This is a genomic window from Achromobacter sp. UMC71 (genome assembly GCF_014170305.1).
Lineage (GTDB): Bacteria > Pseudomonadota > Gammaproteobacteria > Burkholderiales > Burkholderiaceae_B > Achromobacter.
On the sequence record NZ_LZZT01000001.1, the window covers coordinates 1 to 25,144 of the forward strand.

23 protein-coding genes are annotated in these 25,144 nt (G+C 67.2%); 15 read left to right on the top strand and 8 right to left on the bottom strand.

Going from position 1 to position 25,144, the window contains the following annotated elements:
• Positions 1-217 precede the first annotated feature (217 nt).
• Positions 218-955 carry a response regulator gene (locus A9974_RS00010; protein WP_183002154.1) on the top strand — a complete coding sequence of 246 codons (738 nt, stop codon included), beginning with the start codon at positions 218-220 and terminating at the stop codon, positions 953-955.
• The gene (locus tag A9974_RS00015) at positions 956-2,275 is read left to right on the top strand and encodes a HAMP domain-containing sensor histidine kinase (RefSeq protein ID WP_183002155.1); all 1,320 of its coding nucleotides are present in this window, start codon (positions 956-958) and stop codon (positions 2,273-2,275) included.
• Between the two features lie 103 nt (positions 2,276-2,378).
• Here the strand turns inward: A9974_RS00015 and A9974_RS00020 are convergent, their stop codons facing one another.
• The gene (locus A9974_RS00020; RefSeq protein WP_183002156.1) at positions 2,379-2,804 is read right to left on the bottom strand and encodes an organic hydroperoxide resistance protein; all 426 of its coding nucleotides are present in this window, start codon (positions 2,802-2,804) and stop codon (positions 2,379-2,381) included.
• A 161-nt stretch (positions 2,805-2,965) separates the two neighbouring features.
• On the opposite strand from A9974_RS00020, the gene A9974_RS00025 reads away from it, so the two are divergent.
• Complete coding sequence (locus tag A9974_RS00025) at positions 2,966-3,664, top strand: SDR family NAD(P)-dependent oxidoreductase (RefSeq protein ID WP_183002157.1); 699 nt, start codon at positions 2,966-2,968, stop codon at positions 3,662-3,664.
• On the opposite strand, the gene A9974_RS00030 is transcribed toward A9974_RS00025, so the two are convergent.
• Complete coding sequence (locus A9974_RS00030; protein WP_183002158.1) at positions 3,648-4,604, bottom strand: LysR family transcriptional regulator; 957 nt, start codon at positions 4,602-4,604, stop codon at positions 3,648-3,650. The two genes, A9974_RS00025 and A9974_RS00030, sit on opposite strands and share 17 nt — an antisense overlap.
• 257 nt (positions 4,605-4,861) lie before the next feature.
• Between A9974_RS00030 and A9974_RS00035 the strand changes: the two genes are divergently transcribed.
• The 7 genes from A9974_RS00035 (at position 4,862) to A9974_RS00065 (ending at position 13,477) form a co-directional block, all read left to right on the top strand.
• Positions 4,862-5,836, top strand: a complete 975-nt coding sequence (locus A9974_RS00035; protein WP_183002159.1) for an ABC transporter permease — start codon at positions 4,862-4,864, stop codon at positions 5,834-5,836.
• Positions 5,833-6,741 (top strand): ABC transporter permease, encoded by a 909-nt coding sequence (locus A9974_RS00040; RefSeq protein ID WP_183002160.1) that lies wholly within the window; start codon positions 5,833-5,835, stop codon positions 6,739-6,741. The genes A9974_RS00035 and A9974_RS00040 overlap by 4 nt, the downstream gene beginning before the upstream one ends.
• Before the next feature lie 10 nt (positions 6,742-6,751).
• Positions 6,752-7,732 carry an ABC transporter ATP-binding protein gene (locus A9974_RS00045; protein ID WP_183002161.1) on the top strand — a complete coding sequence of 327 codons (981 nt, stop codon included), beginning with the start codon at positions 6,752-6,754 and terminating at the stop codon, positions 7,730-7,732.
• Positions 7,729-8,769, top strand: a complete 1,041-nt coding sequence (locus A9974_RS00050; RefSeq protein WP_370539555.1) for an ABC transporter ATP-binding protein — start codon at positions 7,729-7,731, stop codon at positions 8,767-8,769. The genes A9974_RS00045 and A9974_RS00050 overlap by 4 nt, the downstream gene beginning before the upstream one ends.
• The gene (locus A9974_RS00055) at positions 8,766-10,373 is read left to right on the top strand and encodes an ABC transporter substrate-binding protein (protein ID WP_183002162.1); all 1,608 of its coding nucleotides are present in this window, start codon (positions 8,766-8,768) and stop codon (positions 10,371-10,373) included. The genes A9974_RS00050 and A9974_RS00055 overlap by 4 nt, the downstream gene beginning before the upstream one ends.
• Entirely contained in the window at positions 10,370-12,319 is a 1,950-nt protein-coding gene (locus tag A9974_RS00060; protein ID WP_183002163.1) for a CocE/NonD family hydrolase, read from the top strand. The genes A9974_RS00055 and A9974_RS00060 overlap by 4 nt, the downstream gene beginning before the upstream one ends.
• Positions 12,320-12,460: 141 nt before the next feature.
• Entirely contained in the window at positions 12,461-13,477 is a 1,017-nt protein-coding gene (locus A9974_RS00065) for a porin (RefSeq protein WP_183002164.1), read from the top strand.
• Positions 13,478-13,490: 13 nt separating this feature from the next.
• Here A9974_RS00065 and A9974_RS00070 read toward each other — a convergent pair whose 3' ends face one another.
• From A9974_RS00070 to A9974_RS00080, 3 genes are all read right to left on the bottom strand, one after another.
• The gene (locus A9974_RS00070; protein WP_183002165.1) at positions 13,491-14,018 is read right to left on the bottom strand and encodes a DedA family protein; all 528 of its coding nucleotides are present in this window, start codon (positions 14,016-14,018) and stop codon (positions 13,491-13,493) included.
• Between the two features lie 10 nt (positions 14,019-14,028).
• Positions 14,029-15,414 (bottom strand): PLP-dependent aminotransferase family protein, encoded by a 1,386-nt coding sequence (locus A9974_RS00075; RefSeq protein ID WP_183002166.1) that lies wholly within the window; start codon positions 15,412-15,414, stop codon positions 14,029-14,031.
• A 156-nt stretch (positions 15,415-15,570) separates the two neighbouring features.
• Positions 15,571-15,867: a hypothetical protein gene (locus tag A9974_RS00080; RefSeq protein WP_183002167.1), complete on the bottom strand. Its 297-nt coding sequence runs from the start codon at positions 15,865-15,867 to the stop codon at positions 15,571-15,573.
• Positions 15,868-15,890: 23 nt separating this feature from the next.
• On the opposite strand from A9974_RS00080, the gene A9974_RS00085 reads away from it, so the two are divergent.
• Positions 15,891-16,841: a glycosyltransferase family 9 protein gene (locus tag A9974_RS00085; protein ID WP_183002168.1), complete on the top strand. Its 951-nt coding sequence runs from the start codon at positions 15,891-15,893 to the stop codon at positions 16,839-16,841.
• Positions 16,842-16,889: 48 nt separating this feature from the next.
• Positions 16,890-18,002, top strand: coding sequence for a glycosyltransferase family 4 protein (locus tag A9974_RS00090; protein WP_183002169.1), 1,113 nt, complete (start codon positions 16,890-16,892; stop codon positions 18,000-18,002).
• Between the two features lie 6 nt (positions 18,003-18,008).
• Here the strand turns inward: A9974_RS00090 and A9974_RS00095 are convergent, their stop codons facing one another.
• Positions 18,009-18,596 carry a GrpB family protein gene (locus A9974_RS00095; RefSeq protein ID WP_183002170.1) on the bottom strand — a complete coding sequence of 196 codons (588 nt, stop codon included), beginning with the start codon at positions 18,594-18,596 and terminating at the stop codon, positions 18,009-18,011.
• A 36-nt stretch (positions 18,597-18,632) separates the two neighbouring features.
• A complete protein-coding gene (locus A9974_RS00100) occupies positions 18,633-18,803 on the bottom strand; it encodes a hypothetical protein (protein WP_183002171.1) in 171 nt (56 codons plus the stop codon).
• 254 nt (positions 18,804-19,057) lie between these two features.
• On the opposite strand from A9974_RS00100, the gene A9974_RS00105 reads away from it, so the two are divergent.
• Positions 19,058-19,354: a hypothetical protein gene (locus A9974_RS00105; protein WP_183002172.1), complete on the top strand. Its 297-nt coding sequence runs from the start codon at positions 19,058-19,060 to the stop codon at positions 19,352-19,354.
• Positions 19,355-19,439: 85 nt separating this feature from the next.
• Here the strand turns inward: A9974_RS00105 and A9974_RS00110 are convergent, their stop codons facing one another.
• Positions 19,440-19,874 (bottom strand): DUF1090 family protein, encoded by a 435-nt coding sequence (locus A9974_RS00110; protein ID WP_183002173.1) that lies wholly within the window; start codon positions 19,872-19,874, stop codon positions 19,440-19,442.
• Between the two features lie 215 nt (positions 19,875-20,089).
• Between A9974_RS00110 and A9974_RS00115 the strand changes: the two genes are divergently transcribed.
• Together A9974_RS00115 and A9974_RS00120 are read left to right on the top strand one after the other, a co-directional pair.
• A complete protein-coding gene (locus A9974_RS00115; RefSeq protein ID WP_183002174.1) occupies positions 20,090-21,319 on the top strand; it encodes an EAL domain-containing protein in 1,230 nt (409 codons plus the stop codon).
• Positions 21,320-21,375: 56 nt separating this feature from the next.
• The gene (locus A9974_RS00120; protein WP_183002175.1) at positions 21,376-25,137 is read left to right on the top strand and encodes an ATP-binding protein; all 3,762 of its coding nucleotides are present in this window, start codon (positions 21,376-21,378) and stop codon (positions 25,135-25,137) included.
• The last annotated feature ends 7 nt before the right edge of the window (positions 25,138-25,144 follow it).

Sequence of the window (25,144 nt, forward strand, 5' to 3'; positions counted from 1 at the left end):
CCGCCCCGCCCCAGGCCGCCGCCTGCGCCGCCTGCTGGCCGTGCTGGCCTTGTTGTTCGGCGGCCTGGGCGCCGAGGCCGTGCAACCCGGCCCCTGCCAGCTGATCTGCAACACCCTAGTCCGCCGCCGCGACCCGCCCGGTGAGTAGAATGGCCTCACCCCGGCAACGCCGCGCCTCCCACGCCCTGCTCCACGCCATCCGCACCGATAACGCGCCATGGACCACCCAGACCACATCCTGATCGTCGACGACGACCGCGACATCCGCGAACTGGCCGGCAACTTCCTCAAGAAGAACGGCCTGAATGTCACCCTGGCCGCCGATGGCCGCCAGATGCGCTCCCTGCTCGAAAGCCTGACGGTCGACCTGATCGTGCTGGACATCATGATGCCCGGCGACGACGGCCTGGTACTGTGCCGCGAGCTGCGCGCCGGCAAGCACCGCCGCACCCCCATCCTGCTGCTGACCGCGCGCGACGAGGACATGGATCGCGTGCTCGGCCTGGAAATGGGCGCCGACGATTACCTCGTCAAGCCGTTCGTGGCGCGCGAACTGCTGGCACGCATCAAGGCCATCTTGCGCCGCACCCGCATGCTGCCCCCCAATTTCCAGGTGACCGAACCCGGCCGCGAGGTCCGGTTCGGCGGTTGGACGCTGGACACCACCGCGCGCCACCTGCTGGACACCGACGGCACCATCGTGTCGCTCAGCGGCGCCGAATACCGGCTGTTGCGCGTCTTTCTGGACCATCCCCAGCGCGTGCTGAATCGCGACCAGTTGCTGAACCTGACGCAGGGCCGCGACGCCGATTTCTTCGGCCGCTCGATCGACCTGCTGGTCAGCCGGCTGCGCCAGCGGCTGCGCGAAGACGCGCGCGAACCCGTGTACATCAAGACCGTACGCAGCGAAGGGTATGTGTTCGCCGCGCAGGTCGGCGTGTCCGAGGCGCCGTAGATGGCCTGGGCTCCGGCGCTGCGCCGCTGGCCTCGCACCCTGGCCAGCCGGCTGTTCCTGATTTTCCTGGTGGGCCTGGTGCTGGCCCACGCACTGTCGTTCGCCCTGCTGTTCTACGAGCGCTACCAGTCCGCCAAGAGCGTCATGCTGGACGACCTGGAACGCGACGTGGTGGTGGCGCTGGCTATCCTGAACCGCCTGCCGGCCGCCGAACGCGCCGAGTGGTTGCCGCGCCTGGGCAGCAGCCACCGCCAATACCTGCTGGGCCCCGGCGACGCCGACCGGCCGCTGCAGACACCGGCGGCCGAAGGCGTGCGCAATTCGATCCAGACCGCCTTGAACGGCGCCTACCCGCTGGCGTTCGGCACCGTGGGCAGCGACCCTCAGCATATCCAGATGCGCACCACCCTGGCCGATGGCCAGCCGGTCACCCTCGATATCCACATGACCATCATGCCGCTGGCGGTATGGCTGCCGGCGGTGCTGGCGGCCCAGCTGGTCCTGCTGATCCTGTGCGCGTGGCTGGCCGTGCGCCTGGCTATCCGCCCGCTGACGCACCTGGCCGGCGCGGCCGACGCGATGAGCCCGGACCGCCAAAGTCCGCGCCTGGCCGAGGGCGGCCCCGCGGAAGTCGCGCAAGCGTCCGCCGCGTTCAACGCCATGCAGGACCGCATCGCGGCCCACCTGGCCGAACGCATGCAGATCCTGGGCGCGATCTCGCACGATCTGCAAACGCCGATCACCCGCATGAAGCTGCGGTCCGAATTCATGGACGATTCGATCGACCGCGACAAGCTCACGCAGGATCTGCAGGAGGTCGAGCAACTGGTGCGCGACGGCCTGGCTTATGCGCGCAGCGCGGGCGCTGCCACCGAACCGGTGGTGCGCGTCGATCTGGACGCCTTTCTGGACAGCCTGGTGTGCGACTACGCCGACATCGGCAAGCCGGTGACGCTGCAAGGCCAGTACCCCGCGCCCTGGCAGACGCGGCCGCGCGCGCTGCGCCGGGTGCTGGGCAACCTGATCGACAACGCCCTGAAATTTGGCGGCGCGGCCGAGGTCGTCATGGGGCCGGCCGACGCCGGCGGCGTGTCGATCAAGGTGCTGGACCGCGGCCCGGGCATCCCCGACCAGGCATTGCAGGCGGTGCTGCAGCCGTTTTACCGGCTCGAAGGCTCGCGCAACCGCGACAGCGGCGGCACCGGCCTGGGCCTGGCCATCGCGCAGCAGCTGGCGGGCATCCTGGACGGCGAATTGCGCCTGAAGAACCGCGAAGGCGGCGGTCTGGAAGCAGAGATACGGCTCAAGCCCGCGGGCTGATTCGCGCGGCGTGCCCGGCATGCCCGGCGGCGAGTCCGCGCACAATGAAAAAAACGCCCCGCCAGAAGGCTCCGGCGGGGCGTTTCACACGCAGCCAGCCGTATCAGGCAATCGAGAATTCCACATCGATATTGCCGCGGATCGCGGCCGAGTACGGGCAGGTCTGGTGCGCGGTTTCCACCAGTTGGCGCTGTTGCTCGGCCGGCAGCCCCGGCAGCGAGATGTGCAGGTTGACGCCCAGCGCGTACTTCGCGCCGCCGTCGGTCTTGCCCAACGACACCTCGGCGTCCACCGCCACGTCGCGCGGCACCGTGATGCCCAGCTTGGCGCCGGCCAGCTGCATGGCGCCGATGAAGCAGGCGGAATAGCCGATGCCGAACAACTGTTCGGGATTGGTGCCGGGCCTGCCCGACCCCGGCGGGCTGAGCGGCAGCGTCAGCGCGCCGTCATCGGTGCGGCCGGCGCCATCGCGCCCGCCGGTGGTGTAGGTGCGCGCGGTGTACAGAACGGTTTCCAGCGGTTTGGCCATGAGGGGCTCCTTGTGAGACATGCAGGGGGAAAAGCACGGCGTCGTGCCAACTGAGAGCCTGCATTCCAACAAGCCGCTGTATCCTGCATGTGTCCGCGCCCCGCGGAGTTTGCGTCGTACTGTATCGGCGCTCCCCTATTGCCGTCCCACCGACCCCACGCATGAAACGAGCGATCATCATCGGCGCCACCTCCGGCATCGGCCGCGCCCTGGCCAAACAGCTGGCCAACGAAGGCTACGCCCTGGGCCTGGTCGGCCGCCGCGGCGAACTGCTGGACAGCCTGCGCGCCGAACTGCCGGGCACTGCCATCCACACCCTGGTGCTGGACGTGGCCCGCGATGCCGACGCCATACCCGCGCTGCGCGACCTGATCGCCCGCATGGAAGGCCTGGACCTGTGCGTCATCAGCGCCGGCGTGGGCTTTCTGAACACGGACCTGGACTGGGACAAGGAAGCGGACACCATCGCCGTCAATGTGCAGGGCTTCGCGGCCATGGCCAACGTCGCGTTGCGGCATTTCATCCTGCATCGCAAAGGACACCTGGTGGGCATTTCATCGGTGGCGGCCCTGCGCGGTAGCGGCGCGGCGCCGGCCTACAACGCGTCCAAGGCGTTCGTGTCGAACTATCTGGACGGCCTGCGGCAGAAGGTGCGGCGGCTACAGCTGCCCATCGCGGTGACCGACGTGCGCCCCGGATTCGTGGCCACCGCCATGGCGCAAGGCAGCGGCCTGTTCTGGGTTGCCTCGCCGGAAAAGGCCGCCAGGCAGATCGCCCATGCGATCCGGCTGCGCAAGAACCGCGTCTACGTTACGCGGCGCTGGGCCTTGATCGCCGCGCTGCTCAAGCTGATGCCGTAAGCGGCGCGTCGCCCGGTTCGGGCGGCACCACCGTGAAGGCCCCGGGCCCCGCACGCTGCGTCATCGCATCCAGGATGCGCCCGGCCAACTCAGGCACCAGCGGATGCGGCGCCTGGCCAGCCAGCGTGGCCATGCCCACGTAGTAGTCGATGCGCGGGCGGAACGGCCGGCAGACAATGCCCATGTCCAGGCACAGCCCGGCGAACAGGCCGTTGACGATCGACACGCCCACACCCTGCGCCGCCAGCCGGCAAGCCATTTCCACCGAGTGCACTTCGGCCTTGATCTGCGGCATCATGCGCCCCTGCCGGAACGCCTGGTCGATCTGCTGGCGCAGCGAACGCTGCCGGCCCAGCAGCACCAGGTCGACACCGATCAGATCGGCGGACGCGACTTCGGGCAGCGCCGCCAGCGCATGCCCTGGCGGCATCACACAGACGGCCTCGGTGGCCAAGCGCAAGATCATGGACAGGCCCGAATTCATCGGCGGCGAGCGTACCAGCGCCAGATCGGCCTCGCGCCCCAGCACCGCGACCTCGCTGGTTTCATAGGTGCCCACCAGCACCTCCAGCGCCACGTCGGGATGGTCGGCCAGGAACGCATCTGCCACGGCCGGCATGACCGACTGCGCCACCGTGCTGGGCAATTGCACCCGGATGAGCGTGCGGCGCTGTCCGCCCAGCCGCAACTGGTTGACGTGGCGATGCAGCGACTCCGCGTCCGAAATCATGTTCTGCACGTCGGGCAACAGCGACTCGGCTTCGGCGGTGGGATGCAGCCGGCCCTTGCGACGTACGAACAGCGGCACGCCCAGGTCCGCTTCGAACTGGCTCAGGAGCCGGCTGACGGCCGGCTGGGACGAGCCCAGTCGTTGAGCGGCCTCGATCGTCGAGCCGGTGGTCATGAAGGCCAGGAAGGCCTCTAGCTGCTTGAAATTCATCTGTCGCGCGACGTCCGCGTAGCGGCCCCGCGCGAGGGCGTGGCCTAGGGTTAACACCAAATCTCTCGTAATTCACATAGGCTCATGCTGGCTTGGCATACGGTTGCCAGCCCGGCGCGATGGATCGAACATTCCGCCCATCCGGATTCTCGCCATTCATGAATCCGTAATCAATACGCGATATCGCCGATATTTTCCGGCAAGGAGCCCCCGATGCGCGCAGTTCCCCTTCCCGCCCCCTGTCGCCGCGCCGCGCCATGACCGCCTTCATCATCCGCCGGCTATGCCAAAGCGTCGTGATCCTGGCCATCACGTCGCTGATCGTGTTCGCCGGCGTCTACGCCATCGGCGACCCCATCGAAATCCTGGTGCCGGCCGACGCCACGCCCGCTGAAATCGCGCAGGCGGTGCAATCGCTGGGCCTGGACCTGCCCTTGTACCAGCAGTACCTGAAGTTCGTGGTCAACGCGCTGCACGGCGACCTGGGCAACTCGTTCGTCTTCAACCAGCCCGCCATCCAGTTGATCCTGCAACGGCTGCCGGCCACGCTGGAGCTGGCCTGCGTGGCGCTGCTGCTGGCGCTGGCCATCGGCCTGCCGCTGGGCCTGGTGGCCGGCCTGAAACCCGATTCCGCGCTGGACCGCGGCATCATGACCGGGTCGATCCTGGGCTTCAGCCTGCCCAATTTCTGGCAAGGCATCATGCTGGTGCTGATCTTCTCGGTCACGCTGGGCTGGCTGCCATCCACTGGCCGCGGCCCCACCGGCGAATTCCTGGGCATGCGCACCAGCCTGGCGTCGTGGGACGGCATCCGCCACCTGATCCTGCCGGCGCTGAACCTGGCGCTGTTCAAAATCGCGCTGATCGTGCGCCTGACGCGCAGCGGCGTGCGCGAAACCATGCCGCTGGACTACGTGAAGTTCGCCCGCGCCAAGGGCCTGCGCGAATCGCGCGTGATCGGCATGCACGTGCTCAAGAACATCCTGATCCCCATCGTCACCGTGGTCGGCATGGAGTTCGGCTCGCTGATCGCATTTGCCACCGTCACCGAAACCATCTTCGCCTGGCCCGGCGTGGGCAAGCTCATCATCGACAGCATCATGAAACTGGACCGGCCCGTGGTGGTCGCCTACCTGCTGATCGTGGTCACCATGTTCATCGTGCTCAACCTGCTGGTCGACATCCTCTATTCCATCCTGGATCCCCGTGTCCGCGTGGGAGCCTCCGAATGACCGCCCCTGTTTCCAAGACCTGGCTGCCCAGCCGCGACACCACGTTCGGCCAGGCGCTGCACGGCGTGCTGGACAGCCGCCCCGCCACCGTTGCCGCGGCCGTGTTCCTGGTGCTGGTGCTGGCGGCGCTGCTGGCGCCGTGGATCGCGCCGCAGAATCCGTATGACCTGGCCGCCATCACCATCCTGGACGGCCGCATGCCGCCGGGCAGTCAGGGCATCTATGGCGACATCTACTGGGCCGGCACCGACGCCCAGGGCCGCGACATGCTGTCGGCCATGATGTATGGCCTGCGCACCAGCCTCAGCGTCGGCGTCTTGAGCGGCCTGTTCGCGATGGCGGTGGGCACGGTGCTGGGCCTGACCGCCGCCTATTTCGGCGGCCGCATCGACGCGCTGATCATGCGCCTGGTGGACCTGATGCTGGGTTTTCCGACCATCCTGGTGGCGCTGATGATGCTTGCCATCCTGGGCCAGGGCGTGGACAAGGTGATCCTGGCGCTGGTGGTGGTGCAGTGGGCCTACTTCGCCCGCGCCGTGCGCGCCACGGCCGTGGTCGAGCGGCGCAAGGAATACATGGAGGCCGCCCTGTGCCTGGGCCTGAGCCATCGCCGCGCGCTGTTCAGCCAGTTGCTGCCCAACTGCATTCCGCCGGTCATCGTCATCGCCATGATCCAGACCGCCAACGCCATCGCCGCCGAGGCCACGCTCAGCTTCCTGGGTATCGGCCTGCCGGTCACCGAACCGTCGCTGGGCCTGCTGATCGCCAACGGCTACCAGCAGATGCTGGCCGGCCTGTACTGGATCAGCGTGTTCCCCGGCGTGCTGTTGCTGACCGTGGTCTTCACCATGAACATCGTGGGCGACCGTGTCCGCGAGGCGCTCAATCCGCGCCTGCAGAAATAGGACTCGCGCCATGACAAGCACCCCAACCCTTTCCGTGCGCAACCTGCGCACCTGGTTCCATACCCGCGCCGGCCTGGTGCGGGCGGTGGACGACGTCAGCTTCGACGTGCATCCCGGCGAGATCCTGGGCCTGGTCGGCGAGTCCGGCTCGGGCAAGTCCATCACCGGCTTTTCCATCCTGGGCCTGATCGATCCCCCGGGACGCATCGACGGCGGCCAGATCCTGTTCAAGGGCACCGACCTGGCGACGTTGTCGCGCGAAGAACTGCGCCAGTTGCGCGGCAACCGCATCGCCATGGTGTTCCAGGACCCGATGATGACGCTGAACCCGGTGTTCCGCATCGAAACGCAGATGGTCGAAACCGTGCAGAGCCACGAGCGCTGCAGCCGTAAGGCGGCCTGGGCCCGCGCCCGCGACACGCTGGCGGCGGTGGGCATCCCGTCGCCGGACGAGCGCCTGAAGGCCTATCCGCACCAGTTGTCCGGCGGCATGCGCCAGCGCGTGGCCATCGCCATCGCCATGCTGCACAAGCCCGACCTGATCATCGCCGACGAGCCCACCACCGCGCTGGACGTCACCATCCAGGCGCAGATCCTGGCCGAAATGCAGAAGCTGTGCGCCGAAACCGGCACCGCGATGGTCTGGGTCAGCCACGACCTGGCGGTGGTGGCCGGCCTGGCCGACCGCGTCTGCGTGATGTATGCCGGCCGCGTGGTCGAATCGGGCCCCACCGACGACATCCTGGACCGCCCGCGGCATCCCTACACCATCGGCCTGATCGGCTCGGTCCCCAGCAACGAACACACCGGCGACCGGCTGTACCAGATTCCCGGCATGGCGCCGTCGCCGCTGGCGTTGCCGCCCGGCTGCGCCTTCAACCCGCGCTGCGGCCACGCGTCCGATCGCTGCCGCACCGAGCAGCCGCCCATCGAAACGGCTGACGGCCGCAGCCACCGCTGCTTTCATCCCCAGACAGGAGCTTTCTCGTGAACCCGCAGATCCTGATGCAAGCCAGCCAGGTATCGCGCCTGTTCGTCAAACGGCCCGACTACGCCGAACGGCTGGCCGGCCTGCTGGGCGCCAAGGTCGCCACCCAGACCGTGCATGCGGTGGACCGGATCGACCTGACCATCCATCAAGGCGAAGTGGTGGGCCTGGTGGGCGAATCCGGCTGCGGCAAGTCGACGCTGGGCCGGGTCCTGGCGGGGATCTTGCCCGCCACTTCGGGCACGATCCAGACGCCGGCCGGCGAGCTATCGCGCCTGACGGGCCAGGCCGCGCACGCGCAGCGCATGGCCACGCAAATGATCTTCCAGGATCCGATGTCCTCGCTCAATCCGCGCAAGCGGGTGCGCGACATCATCGGCGAGGCGCCGCTGGCCAACGGCATCATCGCGCGCCGCGACTATGACGACTACGTGGTGCAGGTGATGCGCCGCGTGGGCCTGGACCCCGACTACCGCAACCGCTTCCCGCACCAGTTCTCGGGCGGCCAGCGCCAGCGCGTGGGCATCGGCCGGGCGTTGGCCGTCAAGCCGCAGTTCCTGATCTGCGACGAATCGATCGCGGCGCTGGACGTGTCGATCCAGGCGCAGATCCTGAACCTGTTCATGGACCTGCGCCAGGACCTGGGCCTGACCTACCTGTTCATCAGTCATGACCTGGGCGTGGTGCGGCGCATCAGCGACCGCACCGTGATCATGTACCTGGGCCGGGTAGTCGAATCCGGCCCCACGGCCGACGTCTTCCAGGCCCCGCGCCATCCCTACACCCAGGCGCTGCTGAACGAAGTGCCGCGTCTGTCGAACCGCAAGCGGCGCTTTCATGCCATCCAGGGCGAGATCCCGTCGCCGCTGCATCCGCCGTCCGGCTGCCATTTCCATCCGCGCTGTCCGCAGGCCATGGCCCGTTGCAAGACCGAAGCGCCCCGGTTGCAGGCCACGGCCGACGGCCACCAGGCCGCTTGCCATCTGTTGGACGCCCCGCCAGATACATCCCCCCCGCAACAAGGAATCCGCGTTTCATGACGTCCTCCCGCCCCCTGATGCGTGGCCTGCCAGCGATGGCGCTGACCGTGTCCCTGACGCTGGCGGCGCTGCTGGGCGGTGTGCCCGCCGCCGCGCGCCCGCTGCTGACCATCGGCCATTCCAGCGAACCGTCGTCCATGGACCCGCTGTTCTCGCGCACCGGCAATAACCAGGCCGCCGCCGAGAACGTCTTCGAGCGGCTGGTGTCCACCGACGAGAACATGCAGACCCAGCCCGGCTTGGCGTTGTCCTGGCAGGTGCTGGCCCCCGATACCTGGGAAATCCGGCTGCGCCCCGGCGTGCGCTTCCATGACGGCACGCCGTTCACCGCCGACGACGTGGTGTTCTCGCTGGACCGCGCGCCCAAGGTGCCCAACAGCCCGGCGCCCTTCACTGGCGCGGTGCGCTCGATCGCCGCCGTCCAGGTCATTGACCCCCTGACCCTGCGCATCCGCACCAAGGAACCCACGCCGGACCTGATGGAGCAGATCGGCCTGGTCTACATCCTGTCGCGCCATGCAGCCCAGGGCAAGCGGTCGGAAGACTTCAACAGCGGCGTGGCCGCCATCGGCACCGGCCCCTACAAGTTCAAACGCTGGCAGCCGGGCGACAGCCTGGAACTGGAACGCAACGATGCCTACTGGGGCCGTCGGCCCGACTTCGACCGCGTGCTGATCCGCTACATTGCCAACGACGCGGCGCGCATTTCGGCGCTGCTGTCCGGCTCGGTCGACCTGATCGACAGCGTGCCGCCCACGGACGCCAAGAACCTCAGGAACAAACCCGGCTACACGCTCTACAGCTCACCGTCGGCGCGCCTGATCTACCTGGCGCTGGACTCGGCGCGCGACGCCAGCCCCTTCGTCACCGACGCGCAGGGCAAGCCCATGAGCGTCAATCCGCTCAAGGACGTGCGCGTGCGCCAGGCAATCTCCAGGATGTTCATGCGTGGCCCGATCACCGAGCGGCTCCTGAGCGGCGCGGGCGTGCCCGCCGGGCAGATGGTGCCCGAAGGCATGGGCGGCTACAGCCCCAACCTGCCCGCGCCCGCTTACGACCTGGACGGCGCGCGCGCCCTGCTGGCCCAGGCCGGCTACCCCAAGGGTTTTGGCCTGACGCTGCATTCGTCCAACGACCGCTTCGCCGGCGACAGCGACCTGGCCCAGGCGCTGGCGCAGATGATGGCGCGCGCCGGCCTGCGCATCAACGGCGTGGTGACCCAGCCCTACAACGTCTATGCCGGCGCCAGCGGCAAGCAGCAATACAGCGCCTTCATCTTCTCGTACGGCAACAGCACCGGCGATTCGTCCAACGGCCTGACCAATGTGCTGGCCACCTACGACAAGGCCGCGGGCACCGGCGCCTTCAACCGGGCGCGCTATTCCAACCCCGTGGTGGACCGCCTGCTGGCGCAGGCCGCGGTGGAATTCGACGCTGCCCAGCGCAACGCCCTGCTGCGCCAGGCCGCCGAGGCCGCCTTCAACGACGTCGGCATCGTGCCGCTGTATTTCCCCGTGGCCTTCTGGGCTGCCCGCGATGGCACGGCCATCCGCGCCAACAAGCTCGAACGCACTTCAATGCCGTACATACAGGAAGCAAAATGACCGCCCCCCACGCCCCCCACAGCCCGCCGCCCGCCGCCTTGCTGCAGGACCAGCGGGTGCGCATGCGCGACGGCATCCACCTGGCCACCGACGTGCACCTGCCCGCCGGCTACCGGCCCGGCATCGACGCGCCGCTGCCCGTGATCCTGGAGCGCACGCCCTATGGCAAGGCCGAGGTATCGCGATCCGAGCAGATCGGCGCGCGCCTGGGCGTGCCGCGCCCGGAAGTCGCGCGCCATTTCGTCGCCCATGGCTTTGCCGTGGTGTTCCAGGATTGCCGTGGCCGCTATGGGTCCGAAGGCCAGTTCACCAAGTACCTGTCCGAAGGGCCGGACGGCTTCGACACCGTGGCCTGGATCATGCAACAGCCGTGGTGCAACGGCCGCATCGGCACCATGGGTCTGTCGTACGCCGCGCATACCCAGATGGCGCTGGCCTGCCTGAACCCGCCGGGCCTGGCCTGCATGGTGCTGGACTCGGGCGGCTTTTCCAACGGTTACCAATGCGGCATCCGCCAATCGGGCGCGTTTGAATTGAAGCAGGCCACGTGGGCCTACAAGCAGGCCAAGCTCAGCCCCGCCGCGCAGCAGGACCCGCTGGTGCTCGCGGCGCTGGAAGCCGAGGACATCCGCCAGTGGTTCACCCGCATGCCGTGGCGGCCCGGGCATTCTCCCCTGGCCAGTGTGCCGGAGTACGAAGACTACCTGTTCGAGCAGTGGCGGGCCGATACCTTCGACGCGTCCTGGCGGCAACTGGGCATCTACGCCCAGGGCTACTACGACGCCATTCCCGACATCCCCGTGGCGCTGATGTCCAGCTGGTACGACGCCTACGTGCGCACCACCCTGGAGAACTACGACGGCCTGACGCGGGACCGCCAGTCGCCCGTGCGCCTGATCATGGGGCCGTGGCTGCACGGCGACCGCAACACGACCCACAGCGGCGACGCCGACTTCGGCCCGCGCGCGGCGTTCGACGGCAATCTGGCCGGCGACTGGCTTGGCTTCCGGCTGGCATGGTTCCAGCGCTGGCTGCAGGATGCGCCGGCGCCGCAGGCGCAACAGGGCGCCGCGCCGGATCCCGTGGCGCGGCTGTTCCTGATGGGCGGCGGCAGCGGCGCGCGCGTGGCGCAAGACCGGTTCGACCATGGCGGTTCCTGGATCCAGGCCGATGCCTGGCCGCTGCGCGAGGCCCGCCCCACGGCCTACTACCTGCATGCCGACGGCCGCCTGGATACGCAGGCCCCCGTCTCGACCGACGCCCGCATCAGCTATCAATACGATCCCCGCAATCCGGTGCCCACCATCGGCGGCGCGCTCACGTCCGGCCAGCCGGTGTTCGAAGGCGGCGGCTTCGACCAGCGCGAAGACCCGCGTTTCTTTGGCGTGCGCCAACCCGGCCTGCCGCTGGCCTCGCGCGACGACGTGGTGGTGTTCCAGACCGCGCCGCTGGACGCAGACGTGGCCGTCGTGGGCCCGGTCACGGTCACGCTGCACATCTCGTCCGACTGCCCCGACACGGACTTCACCGCCAAGCTTGTCGATGTGTACCCGCCCAGCGCGGACTATCCGCAGGGCTACGCGTTGAACCTGACCGACGGCATCTTCCGTTGCCGCTTCCATGCGTCCTGGAATGAGGCCAATGCGTTGACCCCCGGCAAGGTTTACGAAATCATGATCGAACCCTTTGCCACCTGCAATCTGTTCAAACGAGGCCACCGCATCCGCCTGGATATCTCCAGCAGCAACTTCCCGAAGTACGACGTCAACCCGAACAGCGGCGAATCCGCCGCCGACGCCCGCGAAAAGCGCATCGCGCTGAACACGGTGCATATGTCGGCGGCCCATCCGTCCCACGTCACGCTGTGCGTGGCTTCGCCGCAAGACCTGACGCCATTGCCCGCGCCCGACGCCACCAGCGCGCACCGCGGCCCGTTGACGCTATGAGCTAGCGCCCGCGTCAGTTACGCCGGCCTCGCTTGGGCGCCGGCACAGCCATCCGATGTTCCACCCTCCGCCACCGGCGCGCCGCGCCGGCGGCCGGGGCTTCTTTTGTCCAACGCAACACCAACCGAGGGGATCTCAACCATGAAAAGAATCATTCGTCACCGCCGCAGCCTGGGCGCCGCCCTGGCCCTGAGCTGCATGAGCCCGGCGCAGGCCGCCGAGACCAGCAGCGTGACGCTGTATGGCCTGGTCGACCTGGGCACGACCTACGAGCGCCGTGATGGCCAATCCAGCCTGCGCCAGAAAAGCGGCAACCAATCCGGTTCGCGCTGGGGCCTGCGTGGCGCCGAAGACCTGGGCAACGGCTACCGGGCCGTATTCCGCCTGGAAAGCGGTTTCAACGCCAACAACGGCACGCAGGCGCAGGGCCGCCTGTTCGGCCGCTGGGCCTATGTGGGCCTGGCCGGCGGCTTCGGCGAAGTGCGCCTGGGGCGCCAGTGGGTCTATGGCTTCGAGTGGGCCGGGGTCGGCTCGCCGTTCGGCACCGGCTGGGGGCAAGCCTCCAACAACGCCAGCCTGGCCTACAACGACGGCGACTTCGGCGCCGGCGGCCGCGTCAACAACGCGGTCTTCTATGCCACGCCGCGCATGAACGGCTGGCAGGCGGGCCTGGGCTACAGTTTTGAAGCCCACGACAACGACGCCTTCGCCACCGACGCGCACGACCGCGTGCTGACCGCCGGCCTGCGCTACAACGGCGGCCCGGTCGCCGCCGCGCTGACCTACGAGCGCCTGAACCCGAACGCGCAGCAGCCCAACAAGAAAACGGCCGGCAACCTGCAGGTGGCCGGCTCGTACGATTTTGACTGGATCAAGCTGCACGGCACCTACGGCAACCTGCGCAACGCCAACACGGGCCCGTCCGCCGGCTACGACAAGGTCAATTCGTTCATTGCCGGCGTCACCGTGCCCACGGGCAAGTCATCATCGGTGCTGGCTTCGGTGCAACGCGCCACCGGGTCGGACATCACGGGCTGGGCGCTGGGCTACGAATACGACCTGTCCAAGCGCACCAACCTGTACGCCTACGTCAACCGCGTGGGCATCCGCGAATCGCATACGCTGCAGACCTCGGTGGGGATACGGCATCAGTTCTGATGCCCAGCCCGGCTCACAGGAACGCGCGCGTTCCCCACCAGCCGGGCAGCAACAGCGCCGCCGCCCACAAAAACGCCGATGCCCAATTGGCGGCCTGGAACGCGGCGGCGCGCATGCCGCAGATGCCCGCGATCATCGGCACCGTGGCGCGCAAGGGGCCGAAGAAACGGCACAGCACGATGCTCAGCACGCCCCATTTCTGGATGAACAAGGTACTGCGATGCAGCAGCTCGGGGCGCTTGCGCAGCGGCTTGCTGCGCATCAGGCTGGGGCCGAACCACACGCCCGCGGCGTACTGCACCCAATCGCCCAGCGCCGCGCCCACCGCGATCGCCAGCCACACCGCCACGAAATTGGCATCGCCCAGCCCCAGGATCGCGCCGATGGACAACAAGATCGCCGTGCCCGGAATCACCAGGGCCACCAGCGGCAGCGATTTCAGGAACGCGAAGGCAAACCCCATGGGCGCCAGCCAGTCCGCGTGGGTCTTGGCAAAGTCCACCACCGAATCCTGCATGGCCTGGAAGGTCTCGAACAGCATGCGCGTCCCGTCACACGATCACATCGCGCAATCCGCGCGGCCGGCGCCGCACCAGCCCGGCCAGATGTTCCAGCGCCTGGCCCAGTTCCTGGCGGTCCGGGATGCTGCCCAGCGAAATGCGGATGGCGTTGGGCGCGCCGGGGCCTTGGTGAAAGACGTCGGATGACGTCACGCTCAGCCCCTCGTCGCGCGCCACGCGCTCCAGGTCGGCCGCGGTCCAGCGGTCCGGCAGCGTCTGCCACAGATGGATGCCCGCAACCGCGGAGGGAAACGGCCCCGGCAGCAATTGACGCGCCAGGCGCTGGCGCGCATGCGCCTCGGCGCGCACGCCATCCAGGATCTGCTGGGCCATGCCGCTGGCGATCCATTGGGTAGTCAGCACGCCCATCAGCGGCGCGGCCATCACCGCGAACGAGCGCATGGCCGCCAGCACATTGCGGCGGCCGTCCAGGTCGGGGCTCAACACGAAGGCGGTGCGCAGGCCCGGCGTCAGGGTCTTGGCCACCGTGGCGATGTGAAACACCGACGCGGGCGCCAGGCTGGCCAGCGACGGCGGCGCGTCGTCCAGGAACAGGGAATACGGATCATCCTCGATGATGCGCACGCCGCAGGCCGCGGCCGAACGCAGGATATCGCGGCGGCGCGCCGCGCTCATGGTGTGCGCGGTGGGGTTCTGCAGCGTCGGATTCAGGTAGACGAGGCGGGCGCCTTCGCGGCAGGCACGTTCCAGCCCCGCCGGTGTCATGCCGTCGGCGTCCGTTTCGGCGACCAGCACGCGGCGGCCCAACTGCTGGGCCGCCGTCAACAGCCCCGGATACACCAGCGGTTCGGCCACGATGCCATCGCCCGGCCGGCTATAGGCCAGCATTACCGCGGCCAGCGCGGCCTGCGCGCCGGGGCAGACCAGTACGCGGTCCGGATCCACCCGGCCCACCGACGGGGCCAGCCATTGCGCGCCGGCCTCGCGTTCGGCCTGCCCTCCTCCTGCCTGGTGGTAGGTCATCATCACGCCGACGTCATGGCGTTCCATCGCCTTGGCCAGGCCGCGCCGCAGCATGTCCTGCAAATCGCAGCCCAGCGGCAGCGGCGGCATGTTCATGCCCAGGTCCAGCATCTGCAACAGCGGCTCGTCGGCCGGCCGCGCGATGAAGGTGCCGAGCGGGCCGCGCGGTTCGATCAGGCCGCGTTGTCCGGCTTCAGCATAGGCGCGCGTCACTGTCGTCAGGTCCACGCCCAGGTGCTGCGCCAGACCGCGCTGCGGCGGCAGGCGATCGCCCGGCTGCATGCGGTTGCCGGTGATGGCGCTATCGATGAAATCGGCGATCTGGCGGTAGCGCGGGCCCGCGCCCCGCACGAACGTCAATGGCCAGGACGCATACATATCTTCGTTATGCATGGGGTTTTATTGCGGAAAATGTCGCAATGTATGGGTGATATCAATCGACCAGTATGGCAACAAACGCATGTCACGTCCATACATCAGGCATCTTGTACGGCTCTGCGGCAGTCCTGATGCGTTGCACTTTCCCGCCGAAACCCGATCCCTGACCGGCTAGCGCACGCCGGGGTCGGCCCGCACCAGGTGGCGCCAGGGAAATATGTCCTGACGAAAATGGCTGACGTAGCCGCCGCGCGGCGATTGCACCACCATGAACTGCAGCTTCGGACGCAGCGCCTGCAAGGCCTGCAATTGCTCCAGGTTCAGGCAGAAATTGCGCAGCGTCAGCGCCCGCAGCCGCCAGCGGACATATATATTTCTTGTAATCCGGCCCGGCGCAATCTTCACATTCTTTAAATTTATCGAGGAAGATTTCGCCGCCCCCTCCCGTAGATTGCGTAGCCATTGCATCGGCTACCACGGAGAGGTCGCGCGTGTCGGACATCGTTGTCTACGTCAGAAGCCAGCCCCAGCTGGGCGACCAGATCGTCGCCTTCGCCACCCTGTATCAGCTCAAGGCCTGGTGGCCCGGCAGGCGGATCAAGGTCGTGGCCCGCGACGACATCGGGCACATCTACCGTGGCCTGCCCTGGGTCGACGAATTCCAGCGCGCCCGCAGCCTGCTGGACTACGTGCGCAGCCTGACCGCCCGGACCCAGGTGTCGGTCAACCTGCATCACAGCAGCGAACGTTTCGGCCTGGTCAATCTGCTGCGGCTGCCCGCCATCCGGCTGGGCTTTCGTAACGCCCGCTTCAGCGACCTGGTGTGGACGCACTGCCACCGCAAGGACGAAGCCGAATACATCGGCCTGGCCAATCTGCGCCTGCTGGCCGCGTACCGGCCACTGAACGCCGAAGACGCCGCCCGGCGCTGCTTCGCCGAATTGGCCCGGCTGCATCCCCATACCGAACTCGGATCGGACGTGGTCTTCATCCCGGGCGGCGGCGCGGGGCCGTTCAAGCGCTGGAGCCTGGCCCATTACCTGCGGCTGGCCGACAGGCTGAAATCGCTGCTGGGGCCGGATACCCGCTATGCCTTCGTGCTGGGCCGACAGGAAGCTCGCGAACGCGCCCAACTGGAGGCCCTGCACCGGCCCGACATCCAGGTGGCTTATTGCCGCACCCTGCCCGAACTGAGCGCCATCATGTTGCGCGCGCGCCTGGTGGTCGCCAACGACTGCGGCCCCTCGCATGTGGCGCAAGCCGCCGGCGTGCCCTACGTGGGCATCTTCAACCAGCCCAATCCGGAATGGTTCTGGCGCCGGCGCGGCGCCGTCGACGTGGTGCCGCGCCATCCTCGCGACGGCATCAACTCCATCACGCCCGACGAAGTCCTGCACGCCTGCGCGCAGGTCCTGTCACGCACGCCGGCCGCTCGGGCCTGACCGGCGGGTCAAGCTGACCAGTGCACCTTTCATCTCTTTTTGAACGTCATGCGCATCCTGCACACGCTTGGTGAAAAAAGCCTGGGCGGACTTGAATTCCGCACGCTGGAACAGGCCGCCTGGCTCAATGGCCATGGCCACGCCACCGTCATCGCGGCCCCGGCCGACAGCGCCATTCGCGACGCGGCCTATCGCCGCGACATTCCCACGGTGGACATCGACTTCGATTCACCCTATTCACCAGCTACGGTGCTGAGGCTGCGCCGCGCCGTCAAGCAGATGGGCATCGACGTCATCGACAGCCACAGCCGCGCCGACGGCAAGACCGCCGCGCTCTGCCGCGACCTGTGCGCCATTGTCCGCACGCGGCATTTCGCCAAGCCGATGCCGACCTGCCCGCGGCGCCGGCTGGAATGGAAGCTGGGCTGCGACCACGTCATCGCGACCAGCGACGCCGGCCGCGACGCGCTGCTGCATGCCCGGCTGGCGCGGCCGGAACGCATCAGCGTGGTGGGGGAATGGGCCGGCGAAGCGTTCTTTCGCGTGGTCGACAAGCACGGCGTGCGCCAACGCATCAGGCGCGCATTGAACCTGGATCCCGCGGCCTATGTCGTGTCCACCATCGGCATGTTGCGCCCGGAAAAGCGCCAGACCGACCTATTGCGCGTGGTGCTGCGCCTGCGCCGCCACACCGTGCCGGCCACCGCGCTGGTCGTGGGCATGGCCACCATCGATACCGAGCCCTACGCGCAGCAGCTGCGCGCCTTGGCGGTCCAGCTGGGTATCGCCGAGCACGTCGTATTTGCGGGCCATCGAAGCGACGTAGCAGACCTGATCCATGCGTCCGACGTGGTGCTGGTGCCCTCGGCCACCGAAGCCTGGTCACGTATCGTGCCGGAATCCTTCGCGGCGCGCTGCCCGGTGGTGGCCAGCAATATCGGCGGCCTGCCCGAGATCGTCCGGCCAGGCGCCACCGGCTGGCTGGCCGAAGCCGGCGACGTCGCCGGCTTTGCCGACCGCATCCTGGAGATCCGCGGCGACCCCATGGGCACTGCGGCCATGGTGGAACGCGCCCGCAGCCATGCCGAGTCGAATTTCCGGCTTGGCTCCCAGATGCAGCACACCCTGGACGCCTACCAGCGCGCCCTGCGCCTGGACTGACAAGGCCTAGAGAAACCCCGCGGCGCGGAACATGCGGCCGTAGATGTCGCGCAGCACGTCCTGCTTGCGCCGGTTGTAGTCCGTCACCTGGTAGACGCCCAGCGCGGCGGCGTGCTTGGCCTGCGCATACCGGCCCAGGTCTTCCGGATGGCCACGCAGCCAATCACGGAACATCGTGTGGCGGATGTTCTCGGGGCAGTCCGGCGCAAAGACATGCAGATTGATGCGCGGCGAGGCGCGCTGCAGGCAGCGGTGCTGGTGCCACGAGGGCTCGCGCACCGTCAATAGGTAGCCGATCGCTTCCAGCGCCGGCACATAGGCGGCTTCGTCGGCCGGATCGGCCACCGCCACGTCGATATCGATCACCGGCTTGGCCGGCAAGCCGGGTACGGCCGTCGACCCGACGTGGTCGATGGCCAGCATCGCGCTGCCCAGTGCCCCGGCGATTTCCGCCGCCAGGCGCTCATAAAGCCCCGGCCAGGCCGGGTCATAGGGCACGACCGCGATGGTTTCGGGCGCCGGCTTGCCGCGGACCCACGGGTTTTCGTCCGGGTCCGCGTCGTAATGCCGCATGATGTCTTCAGGGGCAGGCATCGTGCTTTCCATCCAGATCAAATCGGGGCGCGGGCCCTAGCGTCCGCGGGCGGATCCGCGGCTGCCCGGCTTGCGGTCCATGGCCCGTCCCTTGGGGGAAAAGGTGTTCTTCGGGGCCGGCCAGCCCTTGGCGGCGGCGGGAACGTCCGGCTTTTTCTGCACGGCGGGTTTGTCTTTCTGTTCCGGGGGGGTGTCTTTCTTGTCCATGAGGGCTCCTGGGGACGGCCCGCGGCGGCATGCCGCAAGGCCAATGGGGTCAGCATACGCGTTTTGCGCGGCCTGGCCACAATTCAGAAAGTTCCAATGGCGCGGGGGTCATCCGGCTTGCACACTGGGGATGCAATCCAACACTGAAGCCAACCACCCCGACTATGCCTCCCCCTCTACTCAGCGACGTCGCCGCTGAAAGCATGTTTCGCCCCCCGGAACTGATGGACAAACTCCCACCGCCTGGCATTCTGATGTTGATGCGCGAACACGGCTGGTCGGCCCTGCGCGCCTGGCGCGAAACCCACAACCTGAGCCGCACCGAAGTCGCGAACCGGCTCGACCTCACGCTCAATACCTATCTTCTGCTTGAAGACGGCGTGGTGCCGCTGTGCGAATGGACCGCGCCTTTTCTCGAAGCGCGCCTGCAGATCAAATGGTCCATCGTCTGGCATGCGCCCATCCTCCCGTCCCGCGACGCAGCATCCAGGTACCCGCTAGCCAAACGGCGGGGCCGTGCACGCCGCGAGCCCCTGGACCAAAACCCATAAAAAAAGGCGCGCCTCTCTTTGCGAAGGCGCGCCTAAAAAGATCCCGCCGTGGCCGGCCCACGACCCAGACGGGATCCCCAGCGATCTAACTGCGTTGCTCGATCCGAGCGGCGTCCAATTCCTGCATGGCCCGGTCCAGCTTCTGCTTGGCGCGGCTGATACGGTTGGCGTCGCCGTCGCGCAGCTCACGGTTCAGCACTTCTTGGCGGGTGTCGACCTTGCTTTGCTTTTCAGCGACCTTTGCGGCACGCGCTTTCGCAAGCGTCTTGTCGTCGCATTTATGGCTCATGGCCAGCGCCACCCGCAGGCCAGCGATGCGCGCGTTGTCGGCATGAGCGCGTTGCGCTGCGTCAAGCGCTTGCTCGACCTCCTGGATCTTGGCGGCGCAGCCCGTAGGAATTTCAGCTTGCGCATCGACATCGCCAAATACCGCTGCCAGAGCCAGCGTGGCCCCCACCAGGGCAGCGCCCCTGACGGCATGGATGCGATGTCTGGCGACACCCGCGGCGGTTTTCTGCATACCCATAAGTTCCTATACCAGCCGCAAAACGCGGCGAATGGCTCATGGTGCCCAGCCACCGGTTCGCTGAACATTGGAATATTCTGAAAATGGCAACGCTTGAAGATCTCAAGAAATTTCCAGTCTGCACTCCTGTAACAAATATCAGAAACATCCAATGCCCTCCCCTTGGCCTCCAGCGCAGAATGCACTCGAACTCACAAATTGGAAGGCACATGACACTTCGAGTGCTTGTACTGGAAGACGATCCTATCCAGGCGCGGTACGCGTCCGCAGCCCTGTCCCGTTGCGACCTCGCGGAGTTCGGCGTCGTCAACGATGCGCACGATGCCTTGCGGCGCCTGCGCGCCCAGCGCTGGGACGTACTGCTGTGCGACCTGCGCCTGCCCGGCATGGACGGCATTTCGCTGGTGCGCGAGCTGGCCACGCTGAACACGCCACCCCAGGTTATCTTCACTACGACGCTCGATCCGCGCTTCCTGCGATCCGCAGAACTGGTCGCCCGCAGTTCGTCGGTCGAAGTCATCGGCCTGATCGAAAAGCCGCTGGCCGTGGACGCGCTGCGCGACATCCTGGCGGGCGGCGGCCACCACGCCCAGGCAAACCCCGCCTTGCCGGCCGGCCGGGGATTTCCGGTCACCGAGCGCGCCGCGCTAGAGGCCTTGCAAGACGGCCGCATCCAACCGTGGTTCCAGCCTCAGATCTGCTGCCGGAGCGGCCGCATTCTTGGCGTCGAAGCGCTGGCGCGTTGGTACGAACCCTTGCACGGCATCCTGTCGCCCACAACCTTCCTGCCCACCATCGCCGCCCGCAACCTCGACGGGCAACTGGCCGCCTGCATCCTGCGGCAATCCTTGACTGCCCAGCAACGCTGGCAAGCGGACGGCCTGAACGTCTCGGTCTCCATCAATCTCAGCAGCGCCGCCATGGCCCGCCACAGCGTGGTGCAATCGCTGGTCGATCTGTCCGACGCCTGCGGCGCCCGGCGCGAGAACGTCGTCTTCGAAATGACCGAAACGCTATGCGACAACGCGGCCGAAGGCTCGCTGTTCGAGAACCTGGCCGAACTGCGCATGGCCGGATTCGGGCTCGCCATCGACGATTTCGGCATCGGCTATTCATCGATGGCACGGCTGCGCGACATCCCTTTCACGGAACTCAAGATCGACCGCTCTTTCCTGGAAGGGCTGTCCCATCATCCACATCAACGCGCCATCGTGGAATCCATGATCGGCCTGGCGCACCGGCTGGGCATGCATACCGTTGCCGAAGGCGTGGAGACTGAAGCGCACAGCAAGGTCATTCGCGAACTCGGCTGCGACCGCGAACAGGGCTATCTGTACGGCGCTCCCATGCCGGAATGGCAATTACTGTCGTTCTGCCAGGCCCGCGGCATGCTGCCGCTGGCCGAACACACCTTACCGCCCTCTTCGCTATGCAGCTAAAATGTGCCGATCTGCCGTAACGGTTGATGCCTGCCCGCAATGAAGGATATGGCACCGTGCCTACTGTATTCGCACCCGCGTTCCGGAAGCTGCTTGGCGGCGCCGCAATCGCCCTGGCCCTGACGCTCTCCCCCCTCCAATCACGCGCTGCGCCCGTTTCCCCCCCGCCCATTGCAGACCTGGCCAGTTCATCGGAAGCCAGCAGTGTGGTGCTGCCCCATTCCGGCGACGAAAATGATGCGGCGCCCAACCGCCGCGTCATCGTGGGCGTGCTGGAGGGCATGGCGCCCCTGATGTCGCGCAGCGATCGCAACGACAAGGCCCGCGGCCTGGCGGCCGACTACCTGGACATCATTGCCCGAGCCAGAAACCTGTCGGCAGGGGTCCGCTTCTACGACAACCTGGCCGCGTTGTCGGCCGCGCTGGCCGCAGGCGAGATCGACGCGGCCGTCGGCGCCGATGCCATGCTGCCGCCCGCGCAATACCCGCGGTCGGCGCCTATTTTCAGCGCCGCCGCCGTCGTCATCACCCGTTCCGAAGCACGCAACACCAATGCGCTGGGCAAGGGAACGCTCGGATACCTGCGCACCGAGCTGGACACCAGCGCGGTGCAAGGGCGCCTCCCCGACGTGCCACTGCAAGCCGTGGACAGCTACTACGAAGGCCTGGAGCGCGTCGCCACCCACAAGGACGTGGCGTTCCTGGGAGACACCGTCTCGATCTCGGCCTACAACAACGCCATCCTGTTCTACATGCTCAAAGCGCGCCCCTCCACCACGGGCCTGCGCACGCAATACCATTTTGTCTTCAATCCGCAGCGCGCCGATCTGCTGCGCGTCTTCGACGAGGCCCTGGGCACCGTTCCGCCGCGGGCCCAGGCCACGCTGCAGCGGCGCTGGGTACTGGCCGAGCAGGGCCGGCTGGACGGCAAAGTCAACTTCACCGACGCCGAGCTGCAATGGATCAAGGACCACCCGAAGGTATCGGTCGCGGCTTCCGCGCTGGTGATTCCCTTCACCTTCCGCGACAGTTTCGGCCGGGCCGCGGGCATTTCCAGTTCGGTGCTGGATCTGATCTCCGCCCAGACCGGGCTGGTCTTCACGCACGAATTCTATGATTCGGCGCTGGACCAGCTCAACGCCGTGCGCGCAGGGCAAGCGGACATGGCCAGCACCATGCAGGGCAACTATCCGGATTTCTCCGGTCTGTTGACGAGCCGGCCCATCCTGCGCACGACCTACGCCCTGATTTCACGACCAGACGGCCCCCGGCCCAGAGACTTCTCGGAACTGGCGCCCCTGCGCGTAGCCCTGGTTGCCGCATCCCCGCTCAAGTCGCTACTTGCATCGTCCTCTTCCGGCCGATCCCCGGTTGTCGTCCCCGTATCGACCGGCCTGGCTGCGCTGAACGCGGTCGCCACTGGCGAGGCCGACGCGACCGTTCTGCTCTATCCGTCCGCTGAATACCTGATCACCCGCTTCTATCAAGGCCAGTTGCTGATCACGGGCATCGCCAAGCCGGACATGGTCCCCTTCGTCTACCCGGTCTCCGACCGCGCCCCGCTGCTGGCCTCGATCATCGACAAGGTGCTCGACGCCATCACCGACGATCAGATGGAATTCATCATCGGGCAGTGGCAATACTCCGAGCAGCTGGAATTTCGCTGGGCCGCCCGCGGGCCGCTGATACGCGGCCTGATCATTGCGGGCAGCATTGCCGCCGTGCTGGTCGCTGCGTGGCTGCTCATCCTGCTCGTACGGTTCATGAACCGGCGCCGCAACGACCGCCTCATGCAGGAACGCCTGACGCTCAAGCGTCAGATGCTGGATGCCAATCCCAACCCCATGTACGTCTGGAATCCGGACGGCGTCATGATCGCCTGCAACGAGGCCTTCGAGAAGCTGGTCAAGGATCCCATCGTGGACATGAACCTGACCCTCGAAGGCATCGCCACGCTGGACGACGAAAGCCGCCAGAAAATCCGGCAGGCCTACGATGAGGTCAAAGCCACCCGCCAGCCCTACTTCGCCGAAATGACCCTGACCCTGGGCGGGCGCGAGCTTACCGGTCAACATTGGGTGGTGCCGCTATTGGCTGCCGATGGCGAAATCCAGGCCTTGCTCGGCGGCTGGGTCGACCTGACTGAACTGAAAGCGACCGAACGCTCGCTGCAACTGGCCATCCAGCACGCCGATGCAGCCAATCGCGCGAAGATGCTGTTCCTGGCGACCATCAGCCACGAGATCCGCACGCCGATGAATATCGTGGTCGGCGCGCTGGAACTCCTCAAGGAAGGCAAGGCCGGCGACGTCTCGCTGCCTGCCCAGCGGCAGGCAGCGCTGGCCTACGATTCGGCCACCGCGCTGCTGCTGTTGCTCAATGACATCCTGCATTACTCCAAGATCGAGGCTGGCGAAGTATCGCTGCATTTTTCGTCCAACGACCTGACCGAGACCCTGCCCCGCTGGGTCGCCGCATTCGACCGCTCGGCCGAGGCCAAGCACATCAGCCTGACCACGCGGGTCGCCCCCGACGTGCCCACCGAATTGGTGTTCGACGCAGGCCGCCTGCGGCAGATCGTCAACAACCTGGTCGCCAACGCGATCAAATTCACCCCGGAAGGGGAGGTGACGGTCACCGCCAGCCTGGGCAGGCAAGGCAAGGACTGGTGTGTCGTGCACATCGCCGTGCAGGATACCGGCATCGGCATCGCGGCCGACGTCGTGCCGCAACTGTTCAGCCCATTCCAGCAAGCCACCGCCAGCACCTACGAACGCTATGGCGGCACCGGCATGGGGCTGGCCATCAGCAAGAAGCTGGCCGCGCTCTTCGGCGGAGAGATCTCCCTGCAAAGCACCGAAGGCCAAGGCACCACCGTCACCGTGACCCTGCCCATGCGCCATGGCAACACCTGGTCCGTTCCCGCCGCGCCCGAATCGGGTACCGTGGAACAATTCCCGGCATTGGGCCTGCCGGCCACCAGCACGGTGCTGATCGTGGATGATCACCCGTCCAACCGGATGCTGCTGGAAACACAGCTGCGCCTGCTGGGCCTGCAGGTGATTTCGGCGTCGTCGGGCCCGCAAGCCCTGGACGCGCTGCACCATGCCTGGAAGCACGATCATGGCGCCGGCGGCATCGCCGCCGTCATCACGGACTGCACCATGCCCGGCATGGATGGCTACACCCTGGCCCTCGAAATCGCGGCAGGCGCCGCCGCCCGCGGGCTGCGCAAGCCGCCCATTATCGGCTATTCGGCGGACGGCACCGCCACCGCCCACCGCCGCTGCCTGGAATCCGGCATGCTGGGCCTGCTGGTCAAGCCCGTGGAACTGAATACGCTGCGCGCCGCGCTGCTCGGCCCCCCCGAAACCCTTGTGCAAACCGCTGCCGAGGCCTCCCCCCACGCCCCCGCGGCGCCGTCCCAGGAGCCCGCCGTTTCGCCCTCCAGTGAATATCTCGACAACCTGGTGACGGTGTTCGGCACCCCCGAGAAGGCCAGGCAATTCGTCGCCACCTTCCTGGACCTGTTCAGCCAGGATCTGGAAGACCTTGCCGCCCTGCTCCCCCTGAACCATGACGGCAAACTGCACGACTGGATCCACCGCGCAAAGGGGTCCACGCACGCGGTCCAGCACCTTGGCCTGATCGAGTGCGTAGCCAGGTTTTCGGGCGCCATCCGCATGGCGGACGCCGCTGGCCGGGAGGCAATCGGCGCCGCCTTCATCGCCGAATGCCGGCAGATCATGGCAAAAATGCGGGAACAAGCCGATTCAGGCCCAGCGAGCGGCATAATATCGTCGGACCACATCCCCTGAAAGGCCT

Bases quoted from the DNA above. Each gene is read 5' to 3' on its own strand.
- A9974_RS00020 (WP_183002156.1), bottom strand. From the start codon at position 2,804: ATGGCCAAACCGCTGGAAACCGTTCTGTACACCGCGCGCACCTACACC.
- A9974_RS00090 (WP_183002169.1), top strand. From the start codon at position 16,890: ATGCGCATCCTGCACACGCTTGGTGAAAAAAGCCTGGGCGGACTTGAA.
- A9974_RS00115 (WP_183002174.1), top strand. From the start codon at position 20,090: ATGACACTTCGAGTGCTTGTACTGGAAGACGATCCTATCCAGGCGCGG.
- A9974_RS00110 (WP_183002173.1), bottom strand. From the start codon at position 19,874: ATGCAGAAAACCGCCGCGGGTGTCGCCAGACATCGCATCCATGCCGTC.
- A9974_RS00055 (WP_183002162.1), top strand. From the start codon at position 8,766: ATGACGTCCTCCCGCCCCCTGATGCGTGGCCTGCCAGCGATGGCGCTG.
- A9974_RS00060 (WP_183002163.1), top strand. From the start codon at position 10,370: ATGACCGCCCCCCACGCCCCCCACAGCCCGCCGCCCGCCGCCTTGCTG.
- A9974_RS00010 (WP_183002154.1), top strand. From the start codon at position 218: ATGGACCACCCAGACCACATCCTGATCGTCGACGACGACCGCGACATC.
- A9974_RS00070 (WP_183002165.1), bottom strand. From the start codon at position 14,018: ATGCTGTTCGAGACCTTCCAGGCCATGCAGGATTCGGTGGTGGACTTT.
- A9974_RS00095 (WP_183002170.1), bottom strand. From the start codon at position 18,596: ATGCCTGCCCCTGAAGACATCATGCGGCATTACGACGCGGACCCGGAC.
- A9974_RS00025 (WP_183002157.1), top strand. From the start codon at position 2,966: ATGAAACGAGCGATCATCATCGGCGCCACCTCCGGCATCGGCCGCGCC.
- A9974_RS00045 (WP_183002161.1), top strand. From the start codon at position 6,752: ATGACAAGCACCCCAACCCTTTCCGTGCGCAACCTGCGCACCTGGTTC.
- A9974_RS00105 (WP_183002172.1), top strand. From the start codon at position 19,058: ATGTTGATGCGCGAACACGGCTGGTCGGCCCTGCGCGCCTGGCGCGAA.
- A9974_RS00075 (WP_183002166.1), bottom strand. From the start codon at position 15,414: ATGCATAACGAAGATATGTATGCGTCCTGGCCATTGACGTTCGTGCGG.
- A9974_RS00080 (WP_183002167.1), bottom strand. From the start codon at position 15,867: ATGCAATGGCTACGCAATCTACGGGAGGGGGCGGCGAAATCTTCCTCG.
- A9974_RS00065 (WP_183002164.1), top strand. From the start codon at position 12,461: ATGAAAAGAATCATTCGTCACCGCCGCAGCCTGGGCGCCGCCCTGGCC.
- A9974_RS00035 (WP_183002159.1), top strand. From the start codon at position 4,862: ATGACCGCCTTCATCATCCGCCGGCTATGCCAAAGCGTCGTGATCCTG.
- A9974_RS00040 (WP_183002160.1), top strand. From the start codon at position 5,833: ATGACCGCCCCTGTTTCCAAGACCTGGCTGCCCAGCCGCGACACCACG.
- A9974_RS00100 (WP_183002171.1), bottom strand. From the start codon at position 18,803: ATGGACAAGAAAGACACCCCCCCGGAACAGAAAGACAAACCCGCCGTG.
- A9974_RS00015 (WP_183002155.1), top strand. From the start codon at position 956: ATGGCCTGGGCTCCGGCGCTGCGCCGCTGGCCTCGCACCCTGGCCAGC.
- A9974_RS00030 (WP_183002158.1), bottom strand. From the start codon at position 4,604: ATGAATTTCAAGCAGCTAGAGGCCTTCCTGGCCTTCATGACCACCGGC.